This is a genomic window from Anabaena catenula FACHB-362, assembly GCF_014698735.1.
GTDB lineage: Bacteria > Cyanobacteriota > Cyanobacteriia > Cyanobacteriales > Nostocaceae > Anabaena > Anabaena variabilis_A.
The window spans coordinates 26,314-41,741 of the sequence record NZ_JACJTQ010000001.1 but is presented as its reverse complement, the minus strand read 5'-3'; the positions used below and the strand labels follow the sequence as shown (position 1 = coordinate 41,741).

General features: G+C 39.9%; 16 protein-coding genes. 5 read left to right on the top strand and 11 right to left on the bottom strand.

From position 1 onward, the window contains the following. Nucleotides 1-21: 21 nt before the first annotated feature. The 9 genes from H6G68_RS00190 to glyA all read right to left on the bottom strand — a co-directional run bounded on the left by H6G68_RS00190 (nucleotide 22) and on the right by glyA (nucleotide 10,026). Nucleotides 22-1,056, bottom strand: coding sequence for a glycosyltransferase family 2 protein (locus H6G68_RS00190; protein ID WP_190904816.1), 1,035 nt, complete (start codon nucleotides 1,054-1,056; stop codon nucleotides 22-24). After that, complete coding sequence (locus H6G68_RS00185; RefSeq protein ID WP_190904815.1) at nucleotides 1,041-1,565, bottom strand: acyltransferase; 525 nt, start codon at nucleotides 1,563-1,565, stop codon at nucleotides 1,041-1,043. Before H6G68_RS00185 ends, H6G68_RS00190 begins: the two co-directional genes overlap by 16 nt. Then, nucleotides 1,555-2,811: an ABC transporter ATP-binding protein gene (locus H6G68_RS00180; RefSeq protein ID WP_190904814.1), complete on the bottom strand. Its 1,257-nt coding sequence runs from the start codon at nucleotides 2,809-2,811 to the stop codon at nucleotides 1,555-1,557. The genes H6G68_RS00185 and H6G68_RS00180 overlap by 11 nt, the downstream gene beginning before the upstream one ends. 146 nt (nucleotides 2,812-2,957) lie before the next feature. Next, a complete protein-coding gene (locus H6G68_RS00175; protein ID WP_242045084.1) occupies nucleotides 2,958-3,080 on the bottom strand; it encodes a DUF29 family protein in 123 nt (40 codons plus the stop codon). Between the two features lie 287 nt (nucleotides 3,081-3,367). Continuing rightward, nucleotides 3,368-4,204 (bottom strand): ABC transporter permease, encoded by an 837-nt coding sequence (locus tag H6G68_RS00170; RefSeq protein WP_190904813.1) that lies wholly within the window; start codon nucleotides 4,202-4,204, stop codon nucleotides 3,368-3,370. A gap of 54 nt (nucleotides 4,205-4,258) precedes the next feature. Next, entirely contained in the window at nucleotides 4,259-4,684 is a 426-nt protein-coding gene (locus tag H6G68_RS00165; RefSeq protein WP_190905086.1) for a hypothetical protein, read from the bottom strand. 192 nt (nucleotides 4,685-4,876) lie between these two features. Continuing rightward, nucleotides 4,877-6,301: a glycosyltransferase family 4 protein gene (locus H6G68_RS00160; protein ID WP_190905085.1), complete on the bottom strand. Its 1,425-nt coding sequence runs from the start codon at nucleotides 6,299-6,301 to the stop codon at nucleotides 4,877-4,879. A gap of 942 nt (nucleotides 6,302-7,243) precedes the next feature. Further along, on the bottom strand, nucleotides 7,244-8,494 hold the full coding sequence (locus H6G68_RS00155) for a competence/damage-inducible protein A (RefSeq protein ID WP_190904812.1): 1,251 nt from the start codon (nucleotides 8,492-8,494) through the stop codon (nucleotides 7,244-7,246). Nucleotides 8,495-8,742: 248 nt separating this feature from the next. After that, nucleotides 8,743-10,026, bottom strand: coding sequence for a serine hydroxymethyltransferase (gene glyA, locus H6G68_RS00150; protein ID WP_190904811.1), 1,284 nt, complete (start codon nucleotides 10,024-10,026; stop codon nucleotides 8,743-8,745). 400 nt (nucleotides 10,027-10,426) lie between these two features. Here glyA and H6G68_RS00145 point away from each other — a divergent pair, with 400 nt between their 5' ends. Together H6G68_RS00145 and H6G68_RS00140 are read left to right on the top strand one after the other, a co-directional pair. Next, the gene (locus H6G68_RS00145; RefSeq protein WP_190904810.1) at nucleotides 10,427-10,624 is read left to right on the top strand and encodes a hypothetical protein; all 198 of its coding nucleotides are present in this window, start codon (nucleotides 10,427-10,429) and stop codon (nucleotides 10,622-10,624) included. An 82-nt stretch (nucleotides 10,625-10,706) separates the two neighbouring features. Beyond that, nucleotides 10,707-11,183 (top strand): Tic20 family protein, encoded by a 477-nt coding sequence (locus H6G68_RS00140; RefSeq protein ID WP_127052390.1) that lies wholly within the window; start codon nucleotides 10,707-10,709, stop codon nucleotides 11,181-11,183. Nucleotides 11,184-11,186: 3 nt separating this feature from the next. On the opposite strand, the gene H6G68_RS00135 is transcribed toward H6G68_RS00140, so the two are convergent. Then, nucleotides 11,187-11,960 (bottom strand): fumarylacetoacetate hydrolase family protein, encoded by a 774-nt coding sequence (locus tag H6G68_RS00135; RefSeq protein ID WP_190904809.1) that lies wholly within the window; start codon nucleotides 11,958-11,960, stop codon nucleotides 11,187-11,189. Nucleotides 11,961-12,140: 180 nt separating this feature from the next. Here H6G68_RS00135 and rpsF point away from each other — a divergent pair, with 180 nt between their 5' ends. Both rpsF and H6G68_RS00125 read left to right on the top strand, forming a co-directional pair. After that, nucleotides 12,141-12,467: a 30S ribosomal protein S6 gene (gene rpsF / locus H6G68_RS00130; RefSeq protein ID WP_190904808.1), complete on the top strand. Its 327-nt coding sequence runs from the start codon at nucleotides 12,141-12,143 to the stop codon at nucleotides 12,465-12,467. A gap of 251 nt (nucleotides 12,468-12,718) precedes the next feature. Beyond that, nucleotides 12,719-13,279 (top strand): Npun_F5560 family protein, encoded by a 561-nt coding sequence (locus tag H6G68_RS00125; RefSeq protein WP_127052393.1) that lies wholly within the window; start codon nucleotides 12,719-12,721, stop codon nucleotides 13,277-13,279. A 411-nt stretch (nucleotides 13,280-13,690) separates the two neighbouring features. Here the strand turns inward: H6G68_RS00125 and H6G68_RS00120 are convergent, their stop codons facing one another. Beyond that, nucleotides 13,691-14,011 (bottom strand): STAS domain-containing protein, encoded by a 321-nt coding sequence (locus H6G68_RS00120; protein ID WP_190904807.1) that lies wholly within the window; start codon nucleotides 14,009-14,011, stop codon nucleotides 13,691-13,693. Nucleotides 14,012-14,680: 669 nt separating this feature from the next. On the opposite strand from H6G68_RS00120, the gene H6G68_RS00115 reads away from it, so the two are divergent. Continuing rightward, entirely contained in the window at nucleotides 14,681-15,310 is a 630-nt protein-coding gene (locus H6G68_RS00115; protein WP_127052395.1) for a DedA family protein, read from the top strand. The last annotated feature ends 118 nt before the right edge of the window (nucleotides 15,311-15,428 follow it).

Here is a 15,428-nt window from a genome sequence, read left to right as displayed (position 1 = left end):
TTGACTCCTCAGTCAGTACTTTCATTGCGCTAAATTCGACTGAAATAGAAATCTTTTAATTCTATCTTGAAGATTTGATACTAATAAAATTTGGGGATTTCTGAAGACGAGAATTAACATTTTTATGAATCGGAAATATTTTGTATCCCCTGCATTCAATGATTTTTGAACTTCTTGATCGAGAACGATATGATACAACCATTTGCCTTGTAAAGTCATACGACTTTTGATTTTTAATTTTTTGGAGTCACTCCAAATCTGAGGAAATACAACCTTGAGTAATTCCTGAGCAACTTTTGTTTTATGAGTTGATTTTTGATTACTAGTAAATCTAAAGCAAGATAATTCACTATCAATTTTGCCAACGACACTATTTTCTTGCAAAATCCTACACCAGTATTCATAATCCATCACATAGTTTAGGTCTTCTTTAAAGAAGCCAACTTTTTCTGTAATGCGTCTTGTCCAGAAAACTTCTGGCTGTACAAACTGGCGTTTTTTCCACCATACATCCCATACATCTAAAATCTCTGCTAGAGTTTGTATATTTGCAAATTGTTCACCAATTTTTTCCCCTTCCTCATTTACATAACGACAAATTCCATGCAGTAAGTCAGTGTTAGGAAATTGGCGAAAATATTCAGCAACTTTAAACAGTGTTCCTGGTAGATAATAGTCATCGCTGTTTATATAAGCTATGATTTCACCCGTTGCTTTGGTAATACCTTTATTAATAGCATGAGCTTGACCATTATCTGGCTCACTGATCCAATAGGATATCCAGGGTTCATATTTTTTGATAATCTCTACTGTATTATCTGTGCTACCACCGTCAATAATTATATATTCTAAATTGGGATACCCTTGTAATAATATTGAGCGGATAGTTTGTTCAATGAAATGCCCTTGATTATAACTGGGTGTAATAATACTAATTCGAGGTAAATCAGCAACATTTAATAATATTTTGGCTGATAAAGAATACTCCTGTTCATTCCAATACAAACCTAATTGATTAGATATAGGTGGAGGTAGCTCTTTTAAATTTGGTTGCATTCTTTGCTATCTCGATACTTGTAGTGTTTTGCAGGACTACCAAAAACTATTGAATATGGTTCAATATCTTTGGTAACTACAGAATTAGCTCCTATAACAGAGCCTTTGCCAATGTTTACACCAGGTAAAATTACAGAATGTGTACCGATCCAAACATCATCTTCTATAACTACTTGTTGTAGAATAGTGTTTTTCCGCATATCCTCTTGCTCATAGTCATGAGTAACTGAAGTAATGGCTGTGTGAGAACCAATTAATACGCGGTTACCAATTTTGATTCCACCTTGACACCACATATGTACATAAGTTCCAATTGAAACGGCGTTACCGATCTCAAGATTACTAGGTTTACTGATATATAATGGAACATAGAAATGGCATTCGTCACCGTAGCTTTTCAATTGCTGCATTAGAGTATGTTTTTGGCTTTCCAGAAGATATTCATTAATTTTCTGGAAAAACTTTACTCTAATTGGTATGATCATCTCCCTAATTTTCTTACTCAACATACCAAGTGCCTTGAATACTCATCTTACCTAAACGCTGGTCGTATTTTTTGCCATTTATAAAAGCTGGTTCTACATAAAATGACTCAGCAAATTCTACCCAATCAACAAAGCGTTTATTTTTATCAAAAATACCAGCAGATATTGTATATTTACCTGGCATTAAAGGGTTAATAAATTCCACATTTATTCTACCTATATTCGAGGATGGTTGGGTATTACTACCAAAATCTCTCTGAAATAAACTAGCTTGTACTTCTCCATCTTCTAAATTGTAGATAAGCACAAAAAAATCTAGTTCATCTATTGGCTCGTTAATTGTATATTCAATAGAAACTTTTAGTTTTTCAAAAATGGATACTACTATATCAGAATTGTTAATATCATTTACTATAATTTTTTGGATTTCTGCCCTAGCATCACCTTTAATGTGTCTATAGGTTTTTGCATCAGACTCAGATTTCTCTTGGGTGATTTTTTGCATATACTGAGATATGGTCTCAGTGGGATTTCCTTGAAAAACTAATGTACCTTGAAATAATAATAATGCCCTAGTACATAGTTGTTTTACAGTAGCCATATTATGGCTGACAAACAGGACTGTTCTGCCTTGTTGCCCAACTTCTTCCATTTTCCCCAGACACTTTTGCTGAAAGGCGGAATCTCCAACAGCAAGTACTTCATCTATGATTAATATTTCTGGTTCTAAATGTGCAGCCACTGCAAATGCCAGTCTTACATACATCCCCGAAGAGTAACGCTTCACCGGAGTATCCAGAAACTTTTCTACCTCTGCAAAATCTACAATTTCATCAAATTTACGCGTAATTTCTACCTTACTCATGCCCAGAATTGCACCGTTGAGAAAGATATTCTCTCTTCCAGTTAACTCACCATGAAAACCAGTACCTACCTCCAATAAACTAGCAACTCTTCCCTTAATTTTGATGCTTCCTTGGGTGGGTTCAGTAATCCGGCTTAAAATCTTCAAAAGCGTTGATTTTCCTGCCCCATTACGACCAATAATCCCAACTCTATCACCCTGGTTAACCTCAAACCCAACATCATTCAGCGCCCAAAATTCTTCTAATTCAGGGTTTTCGGTTTTTGCTTTGGGATTTATTAAACTACCAAGAGACTTAACCTGATTAGCGATTACATCCCGCAAGGCTGTATGGCGTTCTTGTTTTTGGTGTCCAATAATATATTTTTTACTTAGGTTTTCAACGCGAATAACGGTATCAGTCATTATTAATCTGGTTTTAATCTAGTTTTTAGTATTTTTAAAGTTTCGATACTATAAGAAGCCTCATTGAAAAACTGAAATTTCATCAGGGCAACCATTCAGGATTGAGAATTTCTGTTGGAGGTTTCATGATGATTCACTCAGTTGCATTACTGTACCTGCCATTTTAGTAAATGGGCTACAGCTACAAGTTGTGTCAATCGAGACTCTAACTTATCATAGTGACGATTTCCCAAACCTTCCAACTCTTCAATCAAATGTGGCCAACCCAAGAGGTAACAGGTTTGATTGCTGATGCGCCCAATTATCAAAGTCTTGCTTATAAAGCATACTATTCAAATGAGATCAGAAAGTAACAACAATATTGTTTAGCAAAATTTTAGCAAACAACTGGTCTAAATCACACAGGGATTTGATTTAATTTGTGGCTCTCAATCGCGCCTACAGTTTATTTAACTAAGGCTGATTGCTGATAATCCAGCCAAAAAATCTTGTTATTAGAGATATAACTCAGAAATCTAGGATTAGATATCATGACTTTTTGAGTCTATCAGCTAATCTAAATTACATCGGCGAACTTCCTTTCCATTTTGCGGAAATACCAAATACCACTGAATAATAGTGAGATTACTAGTGCAAAGGATAGAAGAAACCCTGGTAAATATAAATGCGACTCCCCGCCTAAAATTGCCCAGCGGAAACCATCAATTACCCCAACCATTGGGTTTAATGAGTAGATAAATCGCCACTTTTCGGGAACCAGGCTGCTACTAAAGCCTACTGGTGAGATATATAGACCAAACTGCACAATAAACGGCACTATGTACCGAAAATCTCGATACTGGACATTCAAAGAAGCCAACCATAAGCCTGCTCCCATGGAAGCGGCAAAAGCAATACTAATAAATACGGGTAGAGTCAAAATGCGCCAACTAGGGACGAAGTTGTACCATGCCATTAGCGCCAATAAGATCATTCCTGAAATCAAAAAATCTACAAAGCTTACTACCACTGCACTTGTAGGAACTATCAAGCGAGGAAAATAGACTTTGGAAATTAAGTTTGAATTGCTAATCAAACTATTGCTGCACTCCGTGAGGGAATTGCCGAAAAACTGCCAGGGTAACATCCCGGAAAAGACAAGAATAGGATAAGGTACACCCTGAGATGGCAATTTTGCTAACTGCCCAAACACGACTGTAAACACCACCATCGTCAGAAATGGACGAATCAAAGCCCATGCCATGCCGATTGCTGTTTGCTTGTACCGCACCAAAATATCTCGCCATGCTAGGAAATAAAATAGTTCCCTATAGCGCCAGAGGTCTCTCCAATATTGTTGTTCTGTCCGTCCGGCTTTTATCAGTAATTCTGGTGGGGAAATGGTGTCTTTCATATCGAAACATTTAGGCTAATCTAAATACACGGATGCAAATACCTGAAAATTACCTCAGTTAATCACCCAAAAATCTTTTATATTATTGCCACCCACAAGATGGGAGTTCCTGAAGGTAAACTCTCCTACAGAAGGATTTCTATGTGGATTAATTACTCCTGTTGCCTGCTGCCAAAGTTCAGCAGGTGCTAATGACAAGCTATAAGTGGATTCATGCTTACGAACGTGATACCACTTAGTTTCTTGGCAGTCCTCACACCAAAAAGCCTCTAACCACTCTCCTTCTATAGGAACTGCGGTTTTTGCTGCTACTAACATCAGAGCTTCTTTTCGTCTCATCCCTCTTTGCTGTAGTTGTCCTGCTCGTTCAGCAAACAGCCCATATTTTTGACTCATGCTATTCATATAGCAGCCATGTACCGGACAGTAGATAGCTCGACGCTTAGATCGATTCCGATTTCGGTCACACCTTCTCTGCACTTTGGCCTCCCGCATCAATTTGATACAAAAATATCATAAGAAGGTTGCATTGGAGGGACTGAGATCAAAAAGACCATCAAAGTCCAACTCCTAATTCAAAAGTTGGGTTATTCAATTTTCAAAGCCAAGCTTTGTCAGTGTGACATCTTAGCACATGAACGGTGATTACTAATAAATAGTGCAGCTAACTGATTACAAATTAGACTGTTGTAGGACGCTGAGATATTGTTTAGCGATGATTTGCGGTGTAAAGTTTGACTGCAAATACTGCCGAGATGCTTTGCCCATGCGTTCTGCTAGTTTGCGATCGCTATTTAGCCGACGAATAAACTCGGCTAGAGCCAAACTGTCTCCATTCTCAACAGCTTTACCACATTTACCATCAGCAATTAGTTGTCGCAAATAAGAGTACTTTGAACAAATCACTGCTACTGGTCTTCCGGCGGCTAAAGCCGGGTAAAGCTTGCTTGGGGCAACGAGGCTTTCCATCCCGGCTTCGACACTCACTAGAGAAAGATCGCAAGCTGTCAGAGAGTACGGTAGTACTTGTTTATCCTGATAGGGTAAAAATAGGAAATTAGTTAGTCCTAATTGATTGACCTCTTGGATCAAACGTTCTCGTTTTGCTCCGTCGCCAATACAAACAAATTGAATAGGTTCATCTTGCAGTTGTTTGGCAGTCTCTAGAATAGTGTCTATGTCGTGACACCTGCCCATATTACCAGAATAGAGGACTGTGAATTTATTGACTAAATTATGTTTTTTGGCAAACCAATTATTTTCTTTTGCCATTGGCACAATTAAGTCAGGATCTCCCCAACTATGAATCACAGAGACTTTATCCGCCACCTCTGGACAGATTGCTATTACTCTCTCTTTCATATCAGGACTCAGAACCACAATCCCTTTTGATTTTCGCCAAATTTTACGATTCAGTTCCCGCCAAAATCCTGTAAGAGGGTGATTTCTAGATACTACTCCCAGTGCGATCGCAATATCTGGATAAAGATCATAGAGTAAGCAAACGTAAGACACTCTAAAACAAAGGTTAGCTAGATATCCGGCAATGGGTAAAAAAGGAGGTGCAGAAGTTAGCAAAAATACGTTATGCCGACGGAAATTTTTGACTAAGTGGATAAAAGCACGTAAGGTGAAGAGGACACCATTGAAGGCTTTCCCACGAATCCTTCCAGACCAGACTTGGGTAGAGCGTGATCGTTGAATACGTATAGCACCTGAGTGTTCAACTGCCGGAGCCTTATCAGTTGAAAATGCATACCCTGGTTGTCCTGTAAATACTTCAATATTTACACCTTGCTGCTCTAGCTGTTTTACCAGTTCTTCAATTAGCTGTCCGGTAGCAGCGTAGTCAGGTGGGAAAAACTCAGAAGTTACAGATATATTAAGTAATTTATCATACAAGTTTTCCCTTATTTCGCTAGGGTCAGATAGCTCTGCCGGAGATAATGCTGATGTAGTCCCACTCTTGTCGTTGTAAACTCGCTTGATGTCAATATCTGCTGTTTTTCTTGTCAGTAAATCTCTATCATTTTTAAAATTTTGATTGTGGGATGTATTTGGATTAGAAGTAGTTGACTTTTTCGGCCAGAATGCCATAAGTGTAGTTTCCCGTAGAAAATTTTTATGCTCACAGGTAAGTCGGCTATGAAAAACCAAGCCATGTGAAGATGTGTAAACCTGACTCCAGTCCATATTTTGCATAAGTCTCAGCCAATTTACAAAACTAAACACAGATGGGTATTGCCTTCCTCCTGAGGATTGACAGTGATTATTCGGAAAAAATTTTTGAAATCCCGATCTGTTAATTATTGAATTTTTAGTACCTGTTATCAAGCAATTGCATTATATATGACAACAAGTTATTTATAGTGCAAATATCTATCTATTGTGTTTAAAGCTGAAGATCGCGAGTTAGGTTTCATATTAAATTAAAGCTCCTTTTTTACAAATCCTCTGAGGATATCTGAATAGTCTAATTTCATCCGAGTCGCAGGCGATTGAAAAGATGCTTTCGCTACGCTGTCTTCGTAGCTGCTCTCTATCGCCAAAGGCGAGTCTGCACCAACGCCTAGTGTCTTTGCAACAGACAAAAAACACGGTTTAGCATTACGCAGCTACACAGGTTAAACGCGTAGCGGCTTCCCGGAGGGAAGACCAACTGGGTGGGTTGAAAATTCTTGATTTTCCGTAAGTCCGAGCAGGCGGACTTTGTTTGTGTAGTAGCGAATACAATTTACCGAAAACTTTTCAGACATCTTCTTAGTTGTGATTAATTTAAACTAGTATGCACTAAAATGTTATCTTGAGTACAACACATAAAAGGTAATGATAAAAAAACACTGAAGGAATAAGCGGATCTAAAAAAAATCTTCATCTAATCTTCATAAATTCCTGATCTTATATATACAAGAACTCAAATATATATAAAAGTTCCCGCGTATTATTTGTGCCTGGTCTGACTCCTCATACAAATTATCTCTAGGATTCACTCAATATGGAACTTATCGCACACCTTGCAAAATCGCCCTCAAGCTTCCCCTACCTCGTCAACAACTTGCGCCGTAAATTATCCAACGCGGCATTTGCACTCACATGACGAATTAAAGACCGACCACGAATAGTCCCAAACCGATACTCAAAACTTGTCACATCAGATCCTGGTCCGGCTAAACCTATATACACCAAACCCACTGGCTTCTCATTAGTTCCCCCAGTCGGACCTGCAATTCCCGTAATACTTAAACCCCAAGTAGTACCTAAGCGATTTTTCACCCCAATAGCCATTTGTTCTGCTACAGTTGCACTCACCGCACCAAATTTATCTAAATCTTCTGGGTTGACCCCCAAAAGCCCAACCTTGACCGAATTATCATAAGAAATTACCCCACCCCAAAAGTAATCAGAACTACCAGAAATATCCGTCAACATTTGTCCCAACCCCCCACCGGTGCAAGATTCTGCTACTGAGAGAGTTTCCCTGGACTTTCGCAATAACTTACCCACCACAGAAGCTAAGTTGTCATCATCAGCACCATAATAATCTAAGCCAGCAATCTCTATCAGTTTCTGCTCAATTGGTGCAATTAAAGCCTCCGCAGCAGTTTCTGAACTTGCTTTTGCCGAAACTCGCAATCTCACTTCTCCCTTACCTGCATAGGTTGCTACTGTTGGGTTAAGTAAATTCAAATAGTCAGAGACTTTTTCCGCTAAAGTTGATTCACCAATTCCCCAAAATCGTAAACTGCGGCTATGAATAATTTCCTCACCCCAACCCTGACTTTTGAGAAAAGGTACGGCTGTTTCTTGCCACATTGGGTAAAGTTCACTAGGAACACCGGGGAAAGTAAAAATAGTTAACCCTGGATGGGGTTGCCAAATAATTCCTGGTGCTGTGCCTGTGGGATTGGGTAAAACTTTTGCACCTTGGGGAATTAAAGCTTGTTTGCGATTGCTCAATGACATCACCCGGCCACGTTGAGCAAATTTCTCAGTTATATCTTCAATAATTTCTGGATCTTCTACCAACGGAACGCCAAAAAAATCAGCGATGGTTTCACAAGTAAGGTCATCAGGTGTGGGACCAAGTCCACCGGTGAAAATCAGAATTTGCACCCTAGCAGCGGCAATTTCTATCACTTGCTTGAGTCTTTCCGGATTATCTCCAACCACAGTTTGGTAATAATGGGGAATGCCTAATTTTGCTAACTGCTGGGCTAGGTATTGTGCATTACTGTTGAGGATATCACCTAGCAATAATTCAGTACCAACACAAATAATTTCTGCACTCATGGAATTTTAGATTTTAGATTTTAGATTTTAGATTTTAACCCAAGTTGCTAGTTATCTAGTTTAGGCAGGGAAAAAGGTAATTGGTAAAATTGCTGATTAAACTCTGTTGTCTTCCGGTCAATAGTCACCTCCTACGCCAAGGAGAAACCCCTACGGACTGGCTCCCCAAGACCGCACTGACTCACCTTTTCCCTAACTAGCAACTTACGTTTTTAGATGAAAATCCAAAATCCAAAATCCAAAATTGCTTAGGCTAGAATTGGGACAGGAATTTCTAGATGTGGATACAATGGGAAGCGATCGCACAATGCTGCCACTCTCTGGCGACAATCTTGGGCTACTATCTCAGAATCTGGAGACAGTAAGCGATCGCTAATAATATCTCCAATTTCCGTAAATTCTGCCACACCCAAGCCCCTTGTAGTCATTGCCGGAGAACCTAGCCTTAGACCACTGGTAACAAAAGGTGATTGTGGATCAAAAGGAACTGTATTTTTGTTAGCGGTAATATTTACACCACTAACTAGTTGATCTGCTTTTTTACCTGTCATGCCTATAGACTGCAAATCTACTAACATTAAATGATTGTCTGTCCCATTAGATACTAGTTTAAATCCTCGCTTTTGTAATTGAGTAGCCAAAGCACCAGCATTTTCAATTACTTGACCAGAATAGGTTGTAAACTCTGGCTTCAATGCTTCACCAAAAGCTACTGCTTTACCAGCAATTACGTGTTCTAGTGGTCCGCCTTGAGTTCCAGGGAAAACTGATTTATCGAGTTTTTTACCAAGTTCTGCATCACGGGTTAAGATTAAACCACCTCTTGGACCACGCAAAGTTTTGTGGGTAGTAGTTGTCACTACATCACAATAAGGTAGGGGATTAGGATGATGACCAGTGGCAACTAAACCAGCAATGTGAGCAATATCTGCTAATAGGTAAGCACCGACTTCATCAGCAATGCTGCGGAATTTTTCAAAATCAATCACGCGGGGATAAGCAGAATAACCACAAATCAGCAGTTTAGGACGTTCTTTCAAAGCCAAGTCGCGGATTTGGTCATAGTCTAATTGTTCTGTTTGTTGACTCACACCATAGTGACGCACTTGGAACCACTTACCCGACACATTCACCGGTGAACCGTGGGTGAGATGTCCCCCGTGAGACAAATCCATCCCCATGATTGTGTCCCCTGGTTCTAGTAGGGTCAGGAAAACTGCAAAATTGGCTTGTGCGCCCGAATGGGGTTGTACATTGGCATGAGCAGCACCAAATAGCTGTTTGGCACGGTCAATTGCTATTTGTTCAATTTTGTCAACAAATTCACAACCGCCATAATAACGTTTACCTGGCAAGCCTTCCGCATATTTATTGGTGAGAACAGAACCTTGAGCCGCTAATACAGCCGCAGAGGTAAAGTTTTCACTGGCGATTAATTCTAAGTGGTCACGTTGACGCTGGAGTTCTTGGTTAATTAACTCGCTAATTGTCGAATCTGAAAATTTAAGCAAGTCTGAGTTAGTCTTATTCACGTTAAATATCCTTGTCCAAATTGGTGAAATTCTAGATGTTGGTTGGTAGCAACATCGAAGTAACAGTCTGAATATAGCAATCCTAAATCATTTGGCACGAATCAACGTTGATATTAGAATTGGTGTATTACTTTTTACTAAAAAACTAAATCTCTAGGATAGATAATATACAATAAAGTAGGATGCGGTGAGCAACTTTTTGCTATTGTCCACATCCATGTTGTGCCTAAAAGAGTGATTTAGGTGGCTCGGTTGGCATTTTCCACCAGAGAGAATCATCAAAATGTAAAATGTGTAGACTTTGGCGGGTCTGTTGCACATCACCCTTTAAGTATCTACAAAGTTGACCCTCCCCGAAGTTAAATGTGGGTAGCAATGAGGATTTACAGGAGGGATTGAGATGTTAGTAATTTTAATGGATGAGCAAATCCTTGCCCCTGAGCAAGTTTGCCAGTCTTGTTTGCTTGCTAACAGCAGCGGAAAACCCCGCTGGGGTGGGGGTCAATTGCGTTGTGGTCAAGCGATTCGCCAATTTACTGAACAGCACCCAGAGCAGTATGAGTGTGTGATGGGTTTTAGGATTGCCAATATAAAATAATCTAATTATCTAGCAATATTAACCAACTGCGTTATCCTAGGCTCAAATAGCTATTGAAATTTAAGCCACAGGAGAACGCAATATGTCTTGGCGCGGGTCTACAACTGTTCCTGATCGAATTTTCGCTTCTTTACCTTATTTACTGCCTCTGATTGAGGTATTTGCCTTCGGTCAGTTTTTGTTGAAAGATTTTCCATTCTTAGGAATCATCTTTTTACCTCTGCTGCCATTGTTAAGGATTTACTATGGTGTCCGCTATGCTGGGCTAATTATTTTCTTTGCTTTATGGCTGTTAGTGGTGAGAAATGAAAAAATCAGCCATTTTATTCGTTTCAACACTATGCAAGCCATCATTTTGGATATTGTTATATTTTTATGTAGCATCGTGACTGATATGGTGAGATTATTTCCCGGTAGTGGATTTGCTATGCAAACACTGTATACAACCATTTTTATGGGGATAGTTGCAGCAGTGGCTTATTCTGTATTCCAGTCTCTGATGGGGCGCTATGCGGAAATTCCCGCCATTTCTGACGCGGTTCATATGCAAGTGCGCTAGGGATTATCGGGCTATGACGGTATTTTCTAGGCGACCAATACCTTCTATTTCAACACGGATGCGATCGCCTATATTTAAGGGTCCAACCCCAAAGGGCGTACCTGTTAGCACGATATCCCCTGGTAAGAGCGTCATCACTTGACTGATATAAGACACTAAAAAATCTGGGGAAAAAACCATCTGATCAATACAGGCAGATTGGACTGGATGAGGATTATCATTCAAAAACGTCTGTAATTTAGCGCCTGGGTTTAATTCGCGGACAATCCAAGGACCAAGAGGACAAAAAGTATCAAAACCTTTGGCTCTTGTCCATTGGGCATCTTTTTTTTGTAAATCCCTGGCTGTAACATCATTGGCGATGGTGTAACCCCAAATCTTAGTTTGTGCTTGTTCTGGTGTACAGTCACAAATGCGATCGCCAATCACTAAAGCCAACTCGCCTTCATAGTCTACCCGTTGCGACTGGTGAGGATACTTAATTTCTATTTCCGAAGCGATGATAGATGTAGGCGGCTTGAAGAAAATCAGCGGTTCAACCGGTACGGTAGTTCCCATTTCGGCTGCATGGTCTGCATAATTCTTGCCTACGGCCACAATTTTTGAAGGCGCACAGGGAGCTAGGATTTGGTATTTGTCCGGCTCCAAGATTAAATCCGTGGGTTGACCATCCAACCAAGGTGGAGCGTCTAGAACCTCCACATTGAAGGACAATTGCAACAACCCATAATAAATTTGTCCTTCTTGACTTTTAACTCGCACATAGCGCTGCGCCATAACCTTGATTATTATCCTTAGAGATCCAAAATTCGGCAGATTTGGCTAATGATTTAAATTGAAAACTGGTAAGATTATAGTTCCTTGTTGCTTATGTTTATTTTTATCAGTGGCATTTTTAATATGTTTGTATAAAAATATCATTAGCGGCCTTTTTGTCCATAAGGTGAGCAAAAATAGATGACGACAGTTTACGAGACAATGTACATCCTACGTCCTGATTTGGGAGATGAGCAGGTAGATCAAGCAGTTACTAAATACCAGAACTTGCTGACTGAACAAGGTGCTGAGAAGATCGAAATTCAGAATCGTGGTAAGCGCCGTCTTGCTTATGAAATCAACAGGCATCGTGACGGCATCTACATCCAATTTAACTACACAGCGCCTGCAACTGCGATCGCTCCCCTGGAACGCGCTATGCGATTGAGTGAAGAAGTCATTCGCTATCTGACTATTAAGCAGGACATCAAGGAAGAAGAATCAGCTACGGAGACTGTTGCAGCTTAAACTTGTCCATGAGGATAAGTCCTCCAGGATTTTCCCTCGAAAACGCTAAAGAATATCTATTCTTTATAGGACAGGCAAAACACCTGTCCTATCTTGTAATTCACTTTTAGGGAAATTTGTGTATTTTAACAGTTGTCAATTTCTCTTAAGTGCGATATGTTTTTCGTAAATTAATGCGGGAACTGTTTTTCCCATACATACAAAGTATAGAGTAGTATTATCGCAGTTATACCTAAAAGATGTAAGCCACTGTGAGCCAATCTGACACACCCAACACCCAAGCTTTATCTACTGAAATATCCCAGTTGCACCAAGAGTTGCAACTTCGAGATCAATTAGTGCAACAGCTATCTCAAGAATTATTCCGGCTAGTCAAGGGAAATACCAATTTTATCCCTCAACGGTCTGAGTCTGAGTGCGATTTGAGTCAATTAGAGGCGTTAAGAGAGCAACTCCAAGCTGTTGAACAACAGGTGACGTTCTACCAAGAGCAAATTACATCTCGTGATACCGAAATTCACCAATTGCGACAGTCAGTCCAAGAACTAACTGATCGTAGTCGAATGTTAGAGCAAGTTGTGCAAGAATTGCCCCAAATTTACCGTCGTAAATTTGAGGAACGCATGGCTCCGGTGAGAGATAAGGTAGCAATTCTCCAACGAGAAAATAGGCAACTACAGGCAGAACTGCAAAGTGTGAGTTACAGGTTAGCACTAAAAACTCGTCACGCAAGTCACAGTGGTATTGATTTACCAAATTTCTCTAGTACTATATCTGGACAAAGTAATATGTCCGCTCCCCAGAATGCATAATGTATTCTCTTTAACACCATTCCAGTAACACCAATTTAATCTGAAGCTGTATAGAATAAGGTTTCAAGGACAACTACCACAGATGCACGCAGATAAATACACATGAGTTAATGGGTTTCATGATTCTATGCAAGCTCATATTAAATTGGTATAAAACGCATATCAGAATTAAACGCCGTAGCCCCTGCCTATAGAACTATCCGTGAATGGGCAAGGCTTCGCTTTAGGGTAAATAAGCACCTCACTGATGAGTCAAAGCCAGGAAGCTAAACTAATACCAAGAGAGAAAACCTTATTTCCTTGAACCAAAAATAATCTCCGTGGCTTTAGCCCGGAGAGTGTCAAATCCTGATCTTCGTTTCTGAAGAACATTGAGATTCAGTCAGGTAATACCAGACTTAACCCTTGACGCTAGACAAATATATCTTCGTAACTGTTAAATATCTCAAACACCGAATCTAAGTGAGTGAGTTCCAAAATTAACCGTACAGGGGCTTGCACGTTGCAAAGAACTAAGCGACAACCAGTCTCACGCACAGCTTTCAGCCCTTTGACAAGGGGAACTAACCCACAACTATCCATGAAATCCACTTCTGCTAGATCGATAACCCAGAGTTGCTGAGACTGGGGATTGACTCTAGCCATCTGTTCGCTTAAGGCTGTACCACCCTCTAAGTCTATACTTCCTTGGGGTTTAAACAAAATCACTTGACGTTCTTGTGTAATAGTCATGAATTTAAGTGTGTAGTTGAAACGCTATGAAAAGAGGAGTTTGTATTAATACTGTTTTTGTCAACAGTAAATATACTGATTTAAAACGATTGTTCGGGACTTACCGCAATTATAGTCGATCTAAGTTGATACAGTATTTATCTCGTATAATTTATGATAGATTCTCTCAATATAAGCATAATATCCTGGGAATTTCGGTAGCAAATTTATCTGTTACGAAATTTTTATAAAAAGTAAGAATTGTTATAATTTTTTTTATAAGTAAACGGGAACAATATTTTTGAAGCCAGGTAGGCTGATCTAAAAATTTATCGAACAGAATTCAGGAGTCAGGAGTCAGAATTCAGTTGGGTATTTTGTCCGACTGGCGCATGAATAAACGGGTTTAAAACCCCCTCCAAATTGAAAATTTGGTGGTCTACCCTTCGGGAACGCCAAGGGCGAACAATCAGTGGCGGGTCTGAATCCTGCACTGATTGCATTCTGACTCCTGAATTCTGACTCCTGAATTCTTCTTCAAGATTTCCTTCTGCCCTCTGCCCTCAACCTACCGCTGAAGGCGAATCAAACTCAAAACCCATGACTTCTTGTAGCGTTTTCATTGACACCCTAACCAAAAACAAGCAAAGATATAGTAAAAGTAAAAATTTGTAAAGTCGGCGGTGTTGGATGTCTCTTGAGCTAATTTCACTAGAAAACATCCAAGAAATTGCTCGTAATTACGGTTATTGGGCAATTTTTTTAGGAATTTTGCTAGAGAATTTGGGCATTCCTCTTCCTGGTGAAACCGTGACTTTAGTAGGCGGTTTTCTAGCTGGCAGTGATGAACTGAATTACTGGCTGGTTCTCGGTGACGCTGTTGCAGGTGCTGTAATTGGCGGTAATTGCGGCTATTGGATTGGTAGGGTTGGTGGTTGGCCTTTCTTGCTACAAGTGGGGAAGATATTCCGCATATCTGAAGCGCGACTGCTGAGTATTAAAGAACAATTTAGTGAAAACGCTGCTAAAGCTGTATTTTTTGGTCGCTTTTTTGCTTTGCTACGAATTTTTGCTGCACCACTTGCGGGTATCGCCGAAATGTCCTTCGGGAAATTCTTGGTATACAACTTAGCCGGGGCATCTGCCTGGGCTAGTGTGATGGTGACTTTAGCTTTCTTTGCAGGCAAAATTATTTCCCTAGAGCAATTAGTTGCTTGGGTGAGCAAATTTGCAATTTTGGCGTTATTAATCTTGGTTGTTGTGATTGTTGTGCCTATTTGGTGGGAATCTCGCCAAATCAAACAGGAAACTGGGGAATAGGGATTGGGGACTGGTAATTCGTAATTCGTAATTCGTAATTCGTAATTCGTAATTGGGAAGAGGTTATAAATAATTCTCTCCCCTGCCTCCCCTGCTCCCCTGCTCCCCTGCTCCCTGC

What these genes read in the sequence shown, in the direction of transcription:
- H6G68_RS00140 (WP_127052390.1), top strand. Translation starts at nt 10,707, where the DNA reads ATGTCTTGGCGCGGGTCTACAACTGTTCCTGATCGAATTTTCGCTTCT.
- H6G68_RS00155 (WP_190904812.1), bottom strand. Translation starts at nt 8,494, where the DNA reads ATGAGTGCAGAAATTATTTGTGTTGGTACTGAATTATTGCTAGGTGAT.
- H6G68_RS00180 (WP_190904814.1), bottom strand. Translation starts at nt 2,811, where the DNA reads ATGACTGATACCGTTATTCGCGTTGAAAACCTAAGTAAAAAATATATT.
- H6G68_RS00145 (WP_190904810.1), top strand. Translation starts at nt 10,427, where the DNA reads ATGTTAGTAATTTTAATGGATGAGCAAATCCTTGCCCCTGAGCAAGTT.
- H6G68_RS00190 (WP_190904816.1), bottom strand. Translation starts at nt 1,056, where the DNA reads ATGCAACCAAATTTAAAAGAGCTACCTCCACCTATATCTAATCAATTA.
- H6G68_RS00160 (WP_190905085.1), bottom strand. Translation starts at nt 6,301, where the DNA reads ATGGCATTCTGGCCGAAAAAGTCAACTACTTCTAATCCAAATACATCC.
- rpsF (WP_190904808.1), top strand. Translation starts at nt 12,141, where the DNA reads ATGACGACAGTTTACGAGACAATGTACATCCTACGTCCTGATTTGGGA.
- H6G68_RS00115 (WP_127052395.1), top strand. Translation starts at nt 14,681, where the DNA reads ATGTCTCTTGAGCTAATTTCACTAGAAAACATCCAAGAAATTGCTCGT.
- H6G68_RS00135 (WP_190904809.1), bottom strand. Translation starts at nt 11,960, where the DNA reads ATGGCGCAGCGCTATGTGCGAGTTAAAAGTCAAGAAGGACAAATTTAT.
- H6G68_RS00170 (WP_190904813.1), bottom strand. Translation starts at nt 4,204, where the DNA reads ATGAAAGACACCATTTCCCCACCAGAATTACTGATAAAAGCCGGACGG.
- H6G68_RS00185 (WP_190904815.1), bottom strand. Translation starts at nt 1,565, where the DNA reads ATGTTGAGTAAGAAAATTAGGGAGATGATCATACCAATTAGAGTAAAG.
- H6G68_RS00120 (WP_190904807.1), bottom strand. Translation starts at nt 14,011, where the DNA reads ATGACTATTACACAAGAACGTCAAGTGATTTTGTTTAAACCCCAAGGA.